This is a genomic window from Rhodococcus sp. 14-2470-1a (genome assembly GCF_002259425.1).
GTDB classification, from domain to species: Bacteria; Actinomycetota; Actinomycetes; order Mycobacteriales; family Mycobacteriaceae; genus Rhodococcoides; species Rhodococcoides fascians_E.
The window spans coordinates 273,854-289,252 of sequence record NZ_NPFZ01000028.1 but is presented as its reverse complement, the minus strand read 5'-3'; the positions used below and the strand labels follow the sequence as shown (position 1 = coordinate 289,252).

Here is a 15,399-nt window from a genome sequence, read left to right as displayed (position 1 = left end):
GCGCACCCCAGTGCGCATTTCCCCTCACGACGGAGGGGGCAGCGTGGAGGCGGCGGCGATGCGACTGAGCTCGTCGACCAGTACGTCGACGGGCAGCGCGGGTGAGGCGGTGGTGCTCAGATTCACGAGAGCATTCGTCGCCCCGATCAGCGCCGTCGACGTCAGCCGGAAGTCGCGGTCGTCGATTTCGCCTCGGTCCACGGCACTGCGGAAGATCGATTGCAGCACGTCGATCCACTCGGAGATCTGAACTTTCCTGTGCTCTTCCATCTCCGGACTGACGCCGATCACTTCGACGAACGCCAAGCGAGGTCGACGCGGATCGGACAGTACGGACTCGAGATACGCCCGGACCAACACCCGCACCCGAGCCTGGAACGGCTCGGACACGGACGCCGCCGCAGCAGCCGTCACCGCGGCCCGCGCCGCCTCGTTCACCTGGTCGTATGCCTCCCTCAGCAACGCTTCTCGGCTGGAGAAGTCCGCGTAGAACTGCCGGGAGGACAGCCGCGCCTCCGCGCAGATCTGCGGTACCGAACTCTGGGCGTACCCGGTCGTCGAGAACACGGTGAAGGCCGCGTCGACGAATCGACTCCGCCGCTCGGCCCGTCTGTCGTCGGCCGAGCGTCCGCCGTAGGCGCGGGATGGAGTGGGCTGCACACGTCGAATTCTCGCATCCCTGCCGCTGTGGTCAGCGCAGGTAATCGGCCAGCGCTGTCCCGACGGCGTCCGCTCCGAGAGCGTTCGGATGCAAGGGCAATGCCCGATGGGTGGGAACGAGCCCTTCCAGATACCGGTCCTCCGGCGCCGCGCAGGAATCGTGGCCTTCGGTGACAGGGCGGGTGTCGAAGAATTCGATGCCCTTCTCCGCCGCGAGGGTGCGCTGGGTGTCGTTCATGTCGTCGACCTTCGCCTGTAGATAATCCGCGTCGGCCGGGTGCATCGGCTGGTCGGGGAAGCAGCCGCCCGGCCTGATGTAGGTGCCGTACCCGACGAGGACGATGCGGGCGTCGGGCGCTTTCGCTCGGATCGAGTCGATCAATTCCGACCAGGCGGGGACCTGCGCCTTCGTGCTCTCCGCGATAGTGTCGACCCCGTCCACGACGAACCGGTCCTTGCACAACGGTGACGTGGCGCTCGGAGGTGCGAGGTTGACGCACGACAGCGCGACCGGCACCAGGTTGGTGTCGTTCCCGCCGATCGTGACGGTGACCAGATCGGTACCCTGCCCGACGGCGTCGAGCTGAGGTGGCATCGGGCCCTGCGCCGTGAACTGACTGCCGCCCACGAGATGCGACGTCTTCGCGGCGGAGCAGCTGACGTCGACAAAGCTGGTGGGTTGCAGCGCCCGAGCCAGAACGGACGGGTAGTCGTTCGTCGACTTCGCGCACCCGAGGGGCTCGGCGAAGCCGGGGACCAGCGGAGCGGCAGCTGCCGAATCCCCCAGTGCAACGTAGTCGTAGGTCTCGTCACCCGCTGCGGCCGCGGGCGTTGCCGCCATCAGCTGACCGAGCAGCGCGGCGGGCAGAAGCGCCGTCGCCGCCAGTGCCGGCTTCCGAATCCAACGCCCCGTCGCAAGTCTCTTCACCGTGTCCACTCTCTTTCGATGTCCGCAGAACTCGGGGTGGCCTGAGTCACAGCCAAAAGTGAAACACATGCGCTTCAGAAAATCCACGGATTCCGCGAAGGTTCGTCCGCCTCGAGACTCAGACCGAGGTCCGCCCGCGCCGACGCCCCTTCGTCGCCGCTACCGGGTCGATCCCGTCGTCGGCCCACGTGGCCGCCAGACGAAGGCTCATCTCGCGACCGGAGTGCACGTGCGAGAACGCCGACGCAGCAGCCCGGTCCGGGTTGCGGTCCGCGATGGCCGCGTACAGGTGCTCGTGCTCGAGGCATTGCTGACCGGGGTCTCGATCCTTGGTCAGGTGAAACAGCCACTGCACGCGGGCTTCCAACGGCCGCAGCAGGTGGCGTTGCTGGGATTGCACAAATCTCCGGCGACCATCGCTCTGGTCATTGCACTCGTGGCCGTCGTCGCGGTGGGAGTGCTGTTGAAGCGCAGCGCGACCGGACTGAAACTGCAGTCGGTGGGGTTGTCGCCCACGGCGTCGCGTCGGCTCGGAATCCCGGTGCAGGCGTACCGCTTCGGAAGCCTCACCGTCGCAGGCGCGTTCTCCGGTGTCGCCGGCGGCCTGATCGTCGCGACGGCTCCGTTCGTTCTCGCCGAGGGATTCTCCTCGGGCTTCGGGTTCACAGGCCTGGTCGTCGGACTCCTCGCCCGCGGCTCCATGACGGCCGTCGCGTGCGTGTCGTTACTGCTCGGATTCCTGGTCTCGGGCGGCATCAATCTGCAACTGGCTGTCGGTGTTCCGGCCTCCACAGTGTCGGTGGTCGAGTCGGTGCTGATCATTCTCATCGCCGGCGCCTCGATCTGGACGACGACCACAGTTCGTTCCCGCACGAAGGAAGCGGTCCTGGCATGAGTACAGCAATCGTCACCGAAGTCGTCTCCAGCGGAGTCGGTTTCGCCATCCCGCTCCTCGTCGCGGCGAGCGGTGAATCCATCAGCGAACGCGCGGGCGTGCTGAACCTCAGCATGGAAGGCATGATGCTCACCGGCGCCTTCGCCAGTATTCTGGCCACCGCGGACACCGGGTCACCGATCCTCGGTGTGCTCGCAGGCATCGTTGCCGCCACGGTGTTCGGCGTCGCCCAGGCCGCGTTGAGCGTTCGGTTCCGCGCCGACCAGATCGTCATCGGCATCGCGAGCAACGCACTTGCTCTCGGACTGACGACGTTCTTCTCCCGCACACTGCTGTCCGACGGAAAAGGTCAGTCCGTGGCCGGATTCCAATCGCTGGACATTCCTCTGCTGAGCGACATCCCCGTGATCGGCCCCGCGATCTTCGGCCAAACCGTCCTCGGATACGTGTGCATCGCGATCGTCGTCGCACTCGCCGTCACCCTCTCCAAACGCAGCTCACCCGGCCTCACGATCGACGCCGTCGGCGAGGACGCCGTCTCTGCAGAGTGGACCGGGCTGCCCGTCCGCAAGGTCCGCTACCTCTGCGTCCTTCTGGCCGCGGCAACCGGAGGCCTCGCCGGTTCGCAACTCGCACTCTCGGAGGTACATTCGTTCAGCGACAACATGACCGGCGGGCTCGGCTACCTTGCCGTCGTCGCGGTCATCGCAGGCCGCTGGAAAATTCTCGGTATCGTCCACGCCTGCATCTTCTTCGGCATCGCCCAGGCACTTCAGTTCGCGCTCCCCGCGCTCGGCGTCGACATCCCCTTCGCTCTGCTCGTCATGTTGCCCTACGTCATCGCCATCGTCGCCATCACCGGATTCGTCGGCGGACGCGGCGCACCGACCAACCTCACAGTCCCCTACGCGGGACGATAGGACTCTCTCGATGACCCTGATACTCAGCCACTCCGACATCACCACACTGATCGACCGGACGGAAATCTACGACGCCGTCGAACGCGCCCACGCCGAGCTCGCTACCGGTGACGCGCAGAACCCGGGCCCGGTGTCCATGCCACTCCCCCACAGCGGAAGCGCCATTCCCATGATCGCCGCAGGGTTCGGGTCCAGCTCGGTGAAGCTGTTGTCCGACATGCCGTTCAACGCCGCACGCGGGCTCCCCACCCAACGATCCACCATCGTCGTCAACTCGGCGGACACCGGAGAATGCGAAGCGATTCTCGACGGCCGGGCCATCACGGCAATCCGGACCGCCGCGGTGAGCGCCGTCGCCACCGCTCACCTGTCACGGGAGAACAGCACGGTGCTCGGGCTCGTCGGGGCAGGCACACTCGCGATCGAACACACCCGGGCCATCGCACGTATCCGCGGCATCGAGAAGGTCCTCGTGTGGTCACGCTCGGTATCGACCGTCGAACGCTACGCCGCGGCCGTCTCCGACCTGGGCGTGGCCGTCGAACAGGCAGGGTCGGCGCGGGAGGTGACCACGGGGGCCGACGTCCTCTGCACACTGACACCGTCGAAGGAGCCCATCGTCCGCGGCGACTGGTTCCACCCCGGCCTCCACGTCAACGCCGTCGGCGCTCCGCCACGACCAGACCACCGCGAAATCGACTCGACAGGCATGCGGAGGGCGACGCTGTTCGTCGACGCCACGTCCACGACGATCGCCAAATCCGGGGACGCGCTGCTGGCCGTCGCCGACGGCTCGATCTCCGAGGCTGATCTCACCGTCGAACTCGGCCATGTCGTCATAGGCTCGAAGCCGGGAAGAACGTCCGTCGACGAGGTGACGCTGTTCGACTCCGTCGGGATCGGACTGCAGGATCTGGTGTCGGCGCGCACACTGATCGACAAAGCATACGAATCGAAAGTAGGTACGACCGTGGACCTTTCGGCATGAGCAGGACACACCTGAGCCGCGCGATCGAACTCGCCGTCGAGGCGGGCGAGGCAGGGAACCGGCCGTTCGGGGCGGTGCTCGTCGGCGCCGACGGCACCGTGCTGGCCGAGGGCCGCAACGAAGTCGCGTCGGGCGGTGACGTCACCGCCCACGCCGAGCTGGTCGCGATCCGCGCCGCCGCGACGGCCGAGAGCGCAACCATGTACGCCAGCGGCGAGCCGTGCCCCATGTGCAGTGCCGCCATGGTGTGGGCCGGCGTCACGCGCATCGTGTTCGGGGCCTCGGAACCGGAGTTCTCGAATATCCTCGACGGTGGTCCACGGTTCTCGCTGCGCTGCGCCGAAGTGGTGGCCGCAGCGGACGTGGACATCACCGTCGAGGGTCCGGTCGACGAGGCCGAAGCGTTGAACGTCTTCCGTTAGTGAGCGCTCTACACCAGGCGCGCCTCGGGTGACTGCGTCTTCGCCGGGTCGGTCTCGATCGATCCGGCGAGGGCGTCGTCGATCTTCTTCAGCACGTCCGCGTCCAAGGTGACTTCCGACGCCTTGATGTTCTCCGCGATCTGCTCGGGGCGTGACGCACCGACCAGGGCGGCGGCGATGTTGTCGTTCGCCAGTACCCAGGCGACCGCGAGCTGAGCCATCGTGATGCCGAGCGACTCGGCGATCGGCTTCAATTCCTGAACGCGAGTGAGTGTTTCGTCGTTGAGGTAGCGCTCGATCATCTTGTCGCCGCCCTTGTCGTCGGTGGCGCGCGAGCCCTCGGGCAGCGGCTGACCGGGCAGATACTTGCCGGTGAGAACACCCTGAGCGATCGGCGACCACACGATCTGGGAGATGCCCAGTTCCTTCGACGTCGGGATGACCTCGGATTCGATGACTCGCCACAACGCCGAGTACTGCGGCTGGTTGGAGACGATGGAGAAACCGTTCTCGCGGGCCAGCGCCTGACCCCGGCGCAGCTGATCGGCCGTCCACTCCGACACCCCGATGTACAGGGCCTTGCCCTGACGGACGACGTCCCCGAACGCAGCGATGGTCTCCTCGAGCGGAGTCTCGAAGTCGAAACGATGAGCCTGGTAGAGGTCGACGTAGTCGGTGCTCAGCCGTCGGAGAGACGCATCGATGCCCTCGAAGATGTGCTTGCGGGACAGTCCGGTGTCGTTGGGCCCCTTCGGCCCGACCGGGAAGTACACCTTGGTGAAGATCTCCAACGATTCACGCCGAACGCCCTTCAGCGCCTCACCCAGCACGGTTTCGGCGGCGCCGTTCGCGTAGACGTCCGCGGTGTCGAACGTCGTGATCCCCGCATCGAGGGCGGCATGCACGCACTGCGTCGCGACATCGTTCTCGACCTGCGAACCGTGAGTGAGCCAGTTTCCGTAGGTGATCTCCGAGATCTTGAGTCCACTGTTGCCGAGGTATCTGTAAGCCATGCCGAAAACGCTACCCGCGGGGCGGTGCCTCTGCGCTAGCCTCGTGTCACGAGGGACAACGAGGAGCACGGTGTGGTGCGTGAGCAGATCGCATTGTCGTGGCAACGCTCTGCCTCCAGCGGGCTGGAACCCGCCCACTCGCTCGAACAATCCGCTCTACGTGACGTGGACCGGCGCAGTCGTCTCCTCGCAGCCGCCGACCCGATCCTCGACCGCATGGAAAGCATGCTCGACGGTTCCGGCTACTGCGTACTGCTCGCCGACCGCGACGCCCGGCTCGTCGATCTCCGCTTCGGCACGCGAACACTGCGCGACGTCGTGTTCGGCGTCGGCGCCGTCGTCGGCCGATCCTTCACCGAGGAGGCGTCGGGCACCAACTCGATCTCGACGTCGTTCGAACTCCGTAAACCACTGGCCGTTCGGGGCAGCGAGCACTACATGGAGTCGATGAAGGGCTTCAGCTGCTACGGCCACCCGCTGATCCATCCGATCACCAAACGCATCGAGGGCGTCCTCGACATCACGTTCCTCGAATCCGAGGACAACCCGCTGCTCCAGCCGATGCTCGCGCATTCCGCGCAGGACATCCAGGGGCGGTTGCTGGAAGAGACGCGCAGCGGCGAGCAACGGCTCTTCCAGGCATTCCAACATGCGTCGGCTCGGCGGCGCGGCGCACCCGTCGTCGCGATCGGTGACGAACTTCTGCTCGAGAACACGTCCGCAGCCGCCGTCATCGACACTGTCGACCACGCCGCGCTGCGGTCGCTGACGGACGAGTCGATCCGTCGCAGCGGAGTCATCGACTCCGTCGTCCTGAACTCCGGAGCCCGGGCACTCGTGCGATGGGAAAGGCCGGTGTCCGGCACCGGCGTCGTCCTCGAGATCGATGTGCTCGACGAGCCCGCGCGTCGTACGTCGACAGCGGCCGCGTCCCAACCCCTGTGTGTCGTCGGCGAACCGGGAACGGGCAAGTCGACGACACTGGCCAGGCTGACTGCCGCCCGCGCGCCACGATGGTTCGACGCCGCCGATCTCGTCACGACGACACCCGCGGCGTGGCTCGCATCCGTCGAAACGCAGGTGACGGCCGGTACGGATGTCGTGGTGAAGAACATTCACCTGGCCGACGCACCCGTCGCGCACCGACTGCATGCCCTGTTGAAGTCGGCGCGTGGATGGTTCGCACTGTCCAGCTCCATCCGGGACACGTCGACGGCGGAGCACCGCCAACTGCTGTCGTTGTGCACGGACACCGTCGAGCTCGCTCCGCTCAGGTCCAGGCGTCACGAAATTCCCGACCTGGTCCGCGGGATGCTCGCGGAAATCGGCTCCCGTGCCCGGTTCACCCCGGACGCCATGCGCGCTCTCATCGATCACGATTGGCCCGGCAACATCGGCGAACTACGCGACGAAGTGATGAGCGCGGCAGCCCGCAGGTCCGTCGGCGACATCAGCGAACACGATCTGGTCAGGCCCGGTGCGCGGGGTGCGTCGAGTCGTCTGACAGCTCTCGACGCTGCGATGCGAGATGCCATCGTGCACGAACTCGCTCGATGCGGGGGCAACAAAGCCGCCACCGCGGACAGTCTCGGAATCAGCCGCACCACGCTGTACAAGCGAATGAAGGAACTCGGCATCCACTGAGGGGGCAGGAGTGGAGCCTGCGGAATGACCAGAGTGGTGGCCCCAGAACGTCCAGTTTTTGAACACTCACCCGGCGTGATGCGGGTCACGATCTATGCATGAGTACAGATACGGCAATACACGCGGCATCGCTGTTCATCGGCGGCGAGTGGGCACCCCCGAGTTCGTCGGCGAGGATCGACGTACGGTCGGCCAGTACCGAACAGATCATCGGCTCGGTTCCGGAGGCGCAGGAGGCAGACGTCGACGCAGCCGTCGCGGCCGCCCGTCGCGCGTTCGAGGATCCCAGCGGCTGGAGTCAGTGGGAGCCGTCGGCCCGCGCCGACGCTCTGGACCGGCTCGCCGACGAACTCGAAGCGCGCGGTGAGCAGATAGCCCGCACGGTCTCGGCGCAGAACGGCATGCCGATTTCGATCGCCCTGCAGCTCGAAGCAGGCTTTCCCGTCGCGGTCGTCAGGTACTACGCCGGGCTTGCCAGAACGGCGACGTTCGAGGAATCGCACCCGCACCTTCTCGGCGGCACGACGACGGTGCGTCGGGAACCCATCGGCGTCGTCGGTGCCATCGCGCCGTGGAACTTCCCGCAGACTCTCGCGGCATTCAAGCACGCACCCGCCCTGGCGGCCGGGTGCACCATCGTCATCAAGCCGTCACCGGAAACCGTCCTCGACTCGGTTCCGTTCGCCGAAGCCGTCATGGCGGCGGGCATTCCGCCCGGGGTGGTCAACATCGTTCCCGGCGGGCGCGAGGTGGGCGCCTACCTCGTATCGCACCCGGGTATCGACAAGGTTGCATTCACCGGATCCACTGCCGCCGGCCGGTCGATCGCCGAGACCTGCGGACGACTACTGCGGCCCGTCACCCTGGAACTGGGCGGAAAGTCCGCGGCGATCGTTCTCGACGACGCCGATCTCGATCTTGCGAAGATCGGCGAAGACCTCTTCGGTGCAACGTTTCTCAACAACGGTCAGACGTGTTTCCTCGGCACCCGAGTGCTCGCGCCACGCAGTCGATACGACGAGGTGGTCGGCGTGCTCGAAGCATTCGCACAATCACTCGCCGTCGGCGACGCGCTGGATCCGGCGACACAGATCGGTCCGATGGCCAGTGAGCGGCAACGAGATCGAGTCGAGGGCTACATCGCGAAGGGCAGTGGCGACGGTGCCCGGCTGGTCACCGGAGGTGTCCGTCCGTCCGATCTCGATCGCGGGTGGTTCGTGTCGCCGACGGTGTTCGCCGACGTCGAGAACGATCACGCCATCGCGCAGGAGGAAATTTTCGGGCCTGTGCTGTCGGTGATCCCGTACGGCGACGAAGCGGACGCCATCCGCATCGCCAACGACACCGACTTCGGGCTCGGCGGCACCGTCTGGACCTCCGACGACGAACGAGGGTACGGCGTCGCCAAGCAGATTCGCACCGGAACCATCGGCATCAACCGCTACATGGTCGACCCGGGTTCACCGTTCGGTGGCGTCAAGGACAGCGGCATCGGCCGCGAACTCGGCCCCGACGCCCTCGGCAACTTCCAGCAGTTCAAGTCCATCTACCGCTAGGAGATCTTTCGTGAAGACCAAAGCTGCAGTACTTTTCGAAGCACACAAGCCGTTCGAGATCCTCGAACTCGAATTGGACGGACCCGGGCCGGGCGAAGTCCTGATCAAGTACGTCGCTGCCGGCCTGTGCCACTCGGACCTCCATCTGCTCGACGGCGACCTCCCACCGCGCTTCCCGATCGTCGGTGGGCACGAAGGCTCCGGCATCATCGAGGAAGTGGGGCCCGGCGTGACCAAGGTCAAGCCCGGCGATCACGTGGTCTGTTCGTTCATCCCCAACTGCGGTACCTGTCGCTACTGTTCGACGGGCCGACAGAACCTGTGCGACATGGGCGCAACGATTCTCGAAGGCTGCATGCCCGACGGCTCATTCCGGCGTCGCGACAGCAAGGGAACCGAGTTCGGCGCGATGTGCATGCTGGGAACGTTCGCCGAGCGCGCCACGATCTCGCAACACTCCGTCGTGAAGATCGACGACTGGTTGCCCTTGGAGACAGCGGTTCTCGTCGGATGCGGCGTGCCGTCGGGCTGGGGCACCTCCGTGTACGCGGGTGGTGTGAGGGCCGGTGATTCGGTGATCATCTACGGCATCGGCGGTCTCGGCATCAACGCGGTGCAGGGCGCCGTGCACGCGGGCGCCAAGCACGTCCTCGTCGTCGACCCGCTGGAATTCAAGCGGAACCAGGCGTTGAAGTTCGGTGCGACACATGCTTTCGGCGACTACGCCAGCGCCCAGGAGAAGCTCACCGAGCTCACCTGGGGCCAGGGCGCGGATCAGGCCCTGATTCTCGTGGGCACCGTCGACGAGGAAGTGGTCCAGGCAGCGACGGCCGCCATCGGCAAGGGCGGCACCGTCGTCATCACCGGTCTCGCCGACCCCGAGGCGCTGACCGTTCACGTCTCCGGCACGGATCTGACGCTGAACCAGAAGACCATCAAGGGCACACTGTTCGGCTCCGCGAACCCTCAGTACGACATCGTCCGGCTGCTGCGCCTCTACGACGCCGGCCAGCTCAAGCTCGACGAGCTGATCACCAACACGTATTCGCTCGAGCAGGTGAACGAGGGGTACCAGGATCTGCGAGACGGCAAGAACATGCGAGGGGTGATTCACCTCTAGAACCCACGTGAGTACCGCCCCCTTGTGAGGCTTGTGTAGGTCCTGACCTACATAAGTACTCACAAGGGGGAGCCAGCTAGCCGCCTACCGCCTCGAGCTGGGGACGAATCTTGTCCAGCGAGTACTCGATCGACGCCGTGGACGGCAGATTGAATCCGACCACCGTGGCGTAGTCCTGCACCGAGACGCCGCCGCTCGCTACCGCGGGCAGCGAATCGAAGCCAGGCAGGGCCTGGAGGTCGGCGGCGGTTCCACCGTTGGGCAGCATGACGACCAGGTCGGCAGTGAGTTCGTTGATCCGTTCGGGACTGAAGACCAACCGGCCGCTCGTCGCCTCCGGCGAGGCTGCGAGGTCCGCAGGAACACTGAGACCGATGCTGTCGAAGACCTGCGCGGCACCGTCGTCGGGATCGACGACGGCCACGAGTTGCTGCGTGGCGACGATGTACTGGGCGAGCACCGCGGTCTTGCCGTCCAAGCCTGGGTACTCGGCGGCGATGCCGTCGGTGAAGCCTTCGCCCTCGGCAATGATCGACTGCGCGTCGTCCTCACGGTCGAAAATCTTTCCTAGCGTTTCGATCTGCCACTGCCAGCTGTCCACCGTGCTCTTCTCGGGGAAAACCGTGGGCGCGACCTCACTGAGCGACTGGTACGGCTCGGGAGATGCGATCCCCGCCACCAGAATGAGATCCGGCTGCAGTGCCGCGATCTCCTCCACGGGCGGGGTCGCGTTCATCGTGTCGACCGACGTCGAGTCGAGCATCACGGAATCCTCGGTCAGGCCCGTCTGCCAGGGGAACAGCTTCCGCTCGTCTCCCTGAGATCCTGCGGAGATGTACCCGACCGGGGAGACGTCGAACTCCGCCAGCGCGTCCACCCACTGTTGCCCGAGGGCGACGATGCGCTCAGGCGTTCCCTGTATCGTCGTCGAGCCGACGACGTGATCGATTGTCACCGTCCTGTCGTTCGACCCGGCGGAGCTACTGTCCCCCGAGTCACTGCTACAGGCCACGAGGCCCACAAGTGCCACCGAGGCAATGATCATGCGCATCGCGGTCCGCTTCATGCGCGTGAAGTTAGCACAGCCTCGCCTAAGCCTCTAGAGGTACTTCTTCAACTCCATCCGCGCGATCGACATCTTGTGCACCTCGTCGGGGCCGTCCGCCAGCCGCAGCGTCCGGATGTGGGCGTACATCATCGCGAGCGGGAAGTCGTCGGACACACCGCCGCCGCCGTGGACCTGAATGGCCCGGTCGATGATCTTCAGCGCCATCTCCGGAGCTGCCACCTTGATGGCGGCGATCTCGGTGCGTGCTTCCTTGTTGCCGACGGTGTCCATCAGGTACGCGGCCTTCAGCGTCAACAGTCGCGTCTTCTCGATGTCGATGCGAGCCTCGGCGATCCAATCCTGGATGTTGGCGCGCGTCGCGATCGGCTTACCGAAGGTGACTCTCGATACCGCACGGCGGCACAGCAGTTCGAGTGCCCGCTCGGCGACGCCGATGGTCCGCATGGCGTGATGGATCCGCCCGGGGCCCAACCGGGCCTGACTGATCGCGAAACCCTCACCCGGCCCCTTCAACACGTCCTTCGACGGCACCCGCACGTCCTCGAAGAGCACCTCGGCGTGACCTTCGCGGTCGACGTAGCCGAACACCGGCAGGTTCCGTACGACGGTGACACCCGGCGCATCGATGGGCACGACGAGCATCGACTGCTGACGGTGGCTGGCGGCATCCGGCTCGGTCTTGCCCATGACGATGAGAACTTTGCAGTTCTTGTGCAGCGCATTCGACGTCCACCACTTGCGGCCGTTCAGGATGTAGTCGTCGCCGTCGCGTTCCATTCGCATGGCGATGTTGGTGGCGTCGGAACTGGCGACGTCGGGTTCCGTCATCGCGAAGGCGGACCGAATAGTGCCGTCCAGCAACGGCTTCAGATACTTCTCCTTGTGCTCGTCCGTTCCGAACAGCGTGAACACTTCCATGTTGCCCGTGTCCGGCGCGTTGCAGTTGCACGCTTCGGGCGCCAACAGGCTCCGGCCCATGATCTCCGCGAGCGGGGCATACTCGAGATTGGTCAGGCCGGGCCCCCACTCCTGGTGGGGGTGGAAGAGGTTCCACAACCCGCGCGACCGGGCTTCCTTCTTCAGATCCTCGATGATCTGGGGTTGCCCGTGCGGGTCGCCGAGCTCGCGCATCTGCTCGTCGTAGACGGACTCCGCCGGGTAGACGTGAGAGTCCATGAACTCCAACAGATCCTGCTGATACTTCCGGCCGCGCTCGGTGGTCTCGAAGAAGGACACGTCGCTCCTTTAGTTGTCTTGCCCCAGAAGGGCTTTCTGGTAGCGACGCATGCCGCGCAACCACCGGTCGTAATCGGAACCCTTGTTGCGGTACATCTCCAGCACGTTCCGGTGCGGCAGAATCAAGAACTCCTCGGCATCCATCGCAGCGAGGACGACCTCCGCGACGTCACTCGGCTCGAGCACGTCGCCCGCGGAGAGCACGGCAGCAGTAGCCGCCGCCCCGAGTGAATTACCGGATTCCTTGCCCTCGTACAGCAGCTTGGTGTTCACACCCATGGGGCACAGGCAGCTGACGCGAATGCCGCGGTCACCGTAGGTGACGTTGAGCCACTCCGAGAAACCCACGGCCGCATGCTTGGTGGTCGCGTACGTGGCAGAACCGATCTGTGTGAGCAGGCCGGCAGCCGACGCGGTACTGACGAAGTAGCCCTCGCCGCGCTCGATCCACCCGGGCACCAGAAGCTGCGCAGCGCGGATGTGCGCGCGCAGATTGACGTCGATGGACAGATCCCACTCGGCTTCCGTCGCGTCGAGGCCCGGTGCGCCACTGATGCCCGCGTTGGCGAAGTAGAGGTCCACGGGACCGAAGGTGTCCTCGGCGAGAGCGATCAACGCGGTGATGTCGTCGGTTTTCGACGCGTCACCCCCGAGAGACACCGCCGAGCCAGGTTCCAGTGACTCCACCACCCGCGACGCCGACGCCGCGTCGAGATCGGACACGACGACCTTCGCGCCTTCCGCGACGAGCCGCTGGGCAAGTGCACCGCCGATCCCGCCTCCGCCTCCGGTGATCACAGCAACCTTGCCTGTTACCTTCATCACCCAGGTATATCACCTCGATATTCCTCCATCCGAGACGAGGTGGAATACCGCTGCGCCCCGGTCGGTTCGTCTCCGACGTGACCGAAACAGCATCCGCGGGGCTATTCACTCCGTTCGAAACCAAGTCCCTGAAACTGCGTAACCGCTTCGCGATGGCGCCGATGACCCGCGCGTTCTCCCCCGGCGGAGTCCCGCGCGAGAACGTCGCCGAGTAGTACCGCAGGCGGGCCGCAGGCGGAACGAGCCTCATCATCACCGAGGGCACGCTGATCCCCGACCCCGCGGCAGGCCCGGACACCCGAGTTCCCCACATCTACGGCGAGGACAGCCTCGACGGATGGAAGAGCGTCGTCGACGCCGTCCACGCCGAGGGCTCGGTGATCATCCCGCAGCTCTGGCACCTCGGCGTGCAGCGCGGAGACTCGCCGCGCCTCAACCCCGAGGTGACGACGGTCAGCCCGTCGGGCATCGCCCTGGACGGCTCTCCGTTGGGCCGCGCCTTCACGAGCAGCGACCTCGACCAGCTGATCCAGTACTGGGTCGACGCAGCGGCTAACGCGAAGAGCGTCGGGTTCGACGGAGTCGAACTGCACGGCGCGCACGGTTACCTTCTCGACGAGTTCCTGTGGCAGACAACCAATCTGCGTGACGACCGTTTCGGCGGATCCCTCGAAGCTCGTACCCGCTTCCCGGCCGAGGTGGTGGCGGCGATCCGAGCCGAGGTGGGTGACGACTTCGCGATCGTCTACCGATACTCGCAGTGGAAGGCCGATCACTACGACGCTCGGATCGCGCAGACCCCGCATGAACTGGAGAAGATCCTCACCCCGCTGGTCGACGCCGGGGTCGACGTGCTCCACCCCTCGACCCGCCGCCACTGGATTCCCGAGTTCCCCGAGCTCGATGCAACCCGAGGACTGGCCGGGTGGACCAAGGAAATCACCGGCCTCCCGACGATCACCGTCGGCTCGGTCGGGTTGGACAAGGAGTTCGGCAGCGCCTGGGGTCCGGACGGTGCGTCGGGAACGACCGACCTGACGCCGCTGTTCGAGCAGTTCGAGCGGGGCGAATTCGACATCGTCGCCGTCGGCCGTGCCCTGCTCGCCGACGCCGAGTGGGTGAACAAGGTCGAGTCCGGCCGATTGAACGAGCGCATCGCCTTCACCCGCGATCACATCACCGAACTCGTCTAGCCCCTATGTGAGTGGTTGTGTAGGCCCTGGCCTACACAACCACTCACATAGGTGGCGAGCTTTCTCACCGCCGTGCTCGCCCTGGGCGACCAGGTCAGGGCGAGAACAGCGTCGGCAGGCACGTCCGAGATCGGTACCGAGACCAATCGATCCTCGAAATCCGTTGCCATGGAACGACTCAGGATGGCAACGCCCAAACCTCTGGCCGCCAAGTCGGCGACAGCTCCCGGCGCACTGGCGGCCAACGCGACGTCGGCGGTGATATCCGCTGCGGCACAGGCGTCGTCGAACACGGATCTGATTCCGGTACCCACCGGCAGGCACACCACCCGGTGGGCGCACACCTCGCCGAGTGTCACCGCCGATGCCGACGCCAACGGATGCCCTGGCGGTACACACGCCGCCAGTCCTTCCGTGATCATGACCAGCGATTCGAGCCCCTCGGGCGGACCGTGAGCGGTGCCGACGAGGGCGACGTCGAGCGCGCCCGACCGGACGCGCGCGATCAACTCGTCTGAATTTGCCTCCGCCAACGTGATGTCCACGCCCGGGTACGCGGAGTGGAACGCAGCCAAGGCGTCGAACAGCGGTGTGACGGTGCATGCGGTGACCATTCCGACAGCGACCTTCCCGCGCACGAGGGAGAGCACCTCGTCGACGGAATGGCGAAGGGCTGCAGATGATTCCAGTGCGCGGCGCGCGTGTACCAGGGCAGCTGTCCCTGCTACCGTCAACCGCGCCACCCTGCTGCTGCGGTCGATCAGCTCGGCCCCGACCTCCTTCTCCAGCGCTTTGATCTGGGCACTGATGCCGGACTGGCTGATGTTCACCCGCTCGGCCGCACGGGTGAAGTTGGCTTCCTCCGTGACGGCGACGAAGTACTCGAGCTGCCTCAGTTCCATAAGCTGTAATTCTAGCTTTCATCACAAC

15 protein-coding genes and 1 pseudogene are annotated in these 15,399 nt (G+C 65.7%); 8 read left to right on the top strand and 8 right to left on the bottom strand.

The features are described 5' to 3' along the window. Positions 1-24: 24 nt before the first annotated feature. From CH292_RS17085 to CH292_RS29400, 3 genes are all read right to left on the bottom strand, one after another. Complete coding sequence (locus CH292_RS17085) at positions 25-660, bottom strand: TetR/AcrR family transcriptional regulator (RefSeq protein WP_094655296.1); 636 nt, start codon at positions 658-660, stop codon at positions 25-27. Between the two features lie 31 nt (positions 661-691). Next, positions 692-1,588, bottom strand: coding sequence for an SGNH/GDSL hydrolase family protein (locus tag CH292_RS17080; protein ID WP_256978185.1), 897 nt, complete (start codon positions 1,586-1,588; stop codon positions 692-694). A 118-nt stretch (positions 1,589-1,706) separates the two neighbouring features. After that, complete coding sequence (locus CH292_RS29400) at positions 1,707-1,943, bottom strand: hypothetical protein (protein ID WP_306437485.1); 237 nt, start codon at positions 1,941-1,943, stop codon at positions 1,707-1,709. Between CH292_RS29400 and CH292_RS29395 the strand changes: the two genes are divergently transcribed. The 4 genes from CH292_RS29395 to CH292_RS17060 are packed head-to-tail and all read left to right on the top strand — an operon-like array spanning position 1,926 to position 4,813. Further along, positions 1,926-2,483 (top strand): ABC transporter permease, encoded by a 558-nt coding sequence (locus CH292_RS29395; RefSeq protein ID WP_306437484.1) that lies wholly within the window; start codon positions 1,926-1,928, stop codon positions 2,481-2,483. The genes CH292_RS29400 and CH292_RS29395 overlap by 18 nt on opposite strands. Next, complete coding sequence (locus CH292_RS17070; RefSeq protein ID WP_094627847.1) at positions 2,480-3,403, top strand: ABC transporter permease; 924 nt, start codon at positions 2,480-2,482, stop codon at positions 3,401-3,403. Before CH292_RS29395 ends, CH292_RS17070 begins: the two co-directional genes overlap by 4 nt. A gap of 10 nt (positions 3,404-3,413) precedes the next feature. Beyond that, positions 3,414-4,391 (top strand): ornithine cyclodeaminase family protein, encoded by a 978-nt coding sequence (locus CH292_RS17065; protein ID WP_094655294.1) that lies wholly within the window; start codon positions 3,414-3,416, stop codon positions 4,389-4,391. Continuing rightward, positions 4,388-4,813 carry a nucleoside deaminase gene (locus CH292_RS17060; protein WP_094655293.1) on the top strand — a complete coding sequence of 142 codons (426 nt, stop codon included), beginning with the start codon at positions 4,388-4,390 and terminating at the stop codon, positions 4,811-4,813. The genes CH292_RS17065 and CH292_RS17060 overlap by 4 nt, the downstream gene beginning before the upstream one ends. Positions 4,814-4,821: 8 nt before the next feature. On the opposite strand, the gene CH292_RS17055 is transcribed toward CH292_RS17060, so the two are convergent. After that, positions 4,822-5,826, bottom strand: a complete 1,005-nt coding sequence (locus tag CH292_RS17055; RefSeq protein WP_094627850.1) for an aldo/keto reductase family protein — start codon at positions 5,824-5,826, stop codon at positions 4,822-4,824. A 75-nt stretch (positions 5,827-5,901) separates the two neighbouring features. Between CH292_RS17055 and CH292_RS17050 the strand changes: the two genes are divergently transcribed. The 3 genes from CH292_RS17050 (at position 5,902) to CH292_RS17040 (ending at position 10,146) form a co-directional block, all read left to right on the top strand. Beyond that, entirely contained in the window at positions 5,902-7,470 is a 1,569-nt protein-coding gene (locus CH292_RS17050; RefSeq protein ID WP_230621051.1) for a sigma-54-dependent Fis family transcriptional regulator, read from the top strand. Positions 7,471-7,568: 98 nt separating this feature from the next. Then, on the top strand, positions 7,569-9,026 hold the full coding sequence (locus CH292_RS17045; protein WP_094655292.1) for an aldehyde dehydrogenase: 1,458 nt from the start codon (positions 7,569-7,571) through the stop codon (positions 9,024-9,026). 10 nt (positions 9,027-9,036) lie between these two features. Continuing rightward, positions 9,037-10,146: an NDMA-dependent alcohol dehydrogenase gene (locus tag CH292_RS17040; protein WP_019662993.1), complete on the top strand. Its 1,110-nt coding sequence runs from the start codon at positions 9,037-9,039 to the stop codon at positions 10,144-10,146. A 76-nt stretch (positions 10,147-10,222) separates the two neighbouring features. Here CH292_RS17040 and CH292_RS17035 read toward each other — a convergent pair whose 3' ends face one another. From CH292_RS17035 to CH292_RS17025, 3 genes are all read right to left on the bottom strand, one after another. Further along, the gene (locus CH292_RS17035) at positions 10,223-11,101 is read right to left on the bottom strand and encodes an ABC transporter substrate-binding protein (protein WP_094655291.1); all 879 of its coding nucleotides are present in this window, start codon (positions 11,099-11,101) and stop codon (positions 10,223-10,225) included. Positions 11,102-11,245: 144 nt separating this feature from the next. Then, the gene (locus tag CH292_RS17030) at positions 11,246-12,451 is read right to left on the bottom strand and encodes an acyl-CoA dehydrogenase family protein (protein WP_019662991.1); all 1,206 of its coding nucleotides are present in this window, start codon (positions 12,449-12,451) and stop codon (positions 11,246-11,248) included. Between the two features lie 9 nt (positions 12,452-12,460). Continuing rightward, entirely contained in the window at positions 12,461-13,273 is an 813-nt protein-coding gene (locus tag CH292_RS17025) for an SDR family oxidoreductase (RefSeq protein ID WP_019662990.1), read from the bottom strand. Positions 13,274-13,353: 80 nt separating this feature from the next. On the opposite strand from CH292_RS17025, the pseudogene CH292_RS17020 reads away from it, so the two are divergent. Then, positions 13,354-14,469: pseudogene (locus tag CH292_RS17020) on the top strand (NADH:flavin oxidoreductase). Here the strand turns inward: CH292_RS17020 and CH292_RS17015 are convergent. Then, positions 14,466-15,371, bottom strand: a complete 906-nt coding sequence (locus CH292_RS17015) for a LysR family transcriptional regulator (protein WP_094627854.1) — start codon at positions 15,369-15,371, stop codon at positions 14,466-14,468. The pseudogene CH292_RS17020 and the gene CH292_RS17015 overlap by 4 nt on opposite strands. Between the last annotated feature and the right edge of the window lie 28 nt (positions 15,372-15,399).

Excerpts from the sequence above, each read along its gene's own strand:
- CH292_RS17055 (WP_094627850.1), bottom strand. The coding sequence starts at position 5,826 with ATGGCTTACAGATACCTCGGCAACAGTGGACTCAAGATCTCGGAGATC.
- CH292_RS17065 (WP_094655294.1), top strand. The coding sequence starts at position 3,414 with ATGACCCTGATACTCAGCCACTCCGACATCACCACACTGATCGACCGG.
- CH292_RS17045 (WP_094655292.1), top strand. The coding sequence starts at position 7,569 with ATGAGTACAGATACGGCAATACACGCGGCATCGCTGTTCATCGGCGGC.
- CH292_RS17060 (WP_094655293.1), top strand. The coding sequence starts at position 4,388 with ATGAGCAGGACACACCTGAGCCGCGCGATCGAACTCGCCGTCGAGGCG.
- CH292_RS17015 (WP_094627854.1), bottom strand. The coding sequence starts at position 15,371 with ATGGAACTGAGGCAGCTCGAGTACTTCGTCGCCGTCACGGAGGAAGCC.
- CH292_RS17070 (WP_094627847.1), top strand. The coding sequence starts at position 2,480 with ATGAGTACAGCAATCGTCACCGAAGTCGTCTCCAGCGGAGTCGGTTTC.
- CH292_RS17025 (WP_019662990.1), bottom strand. The coding sequence starts at position 13,273 with ATGAAGGTAACAGGCAAGGTTGCTGTGATCACCGGAGGCGGAGGCGGG.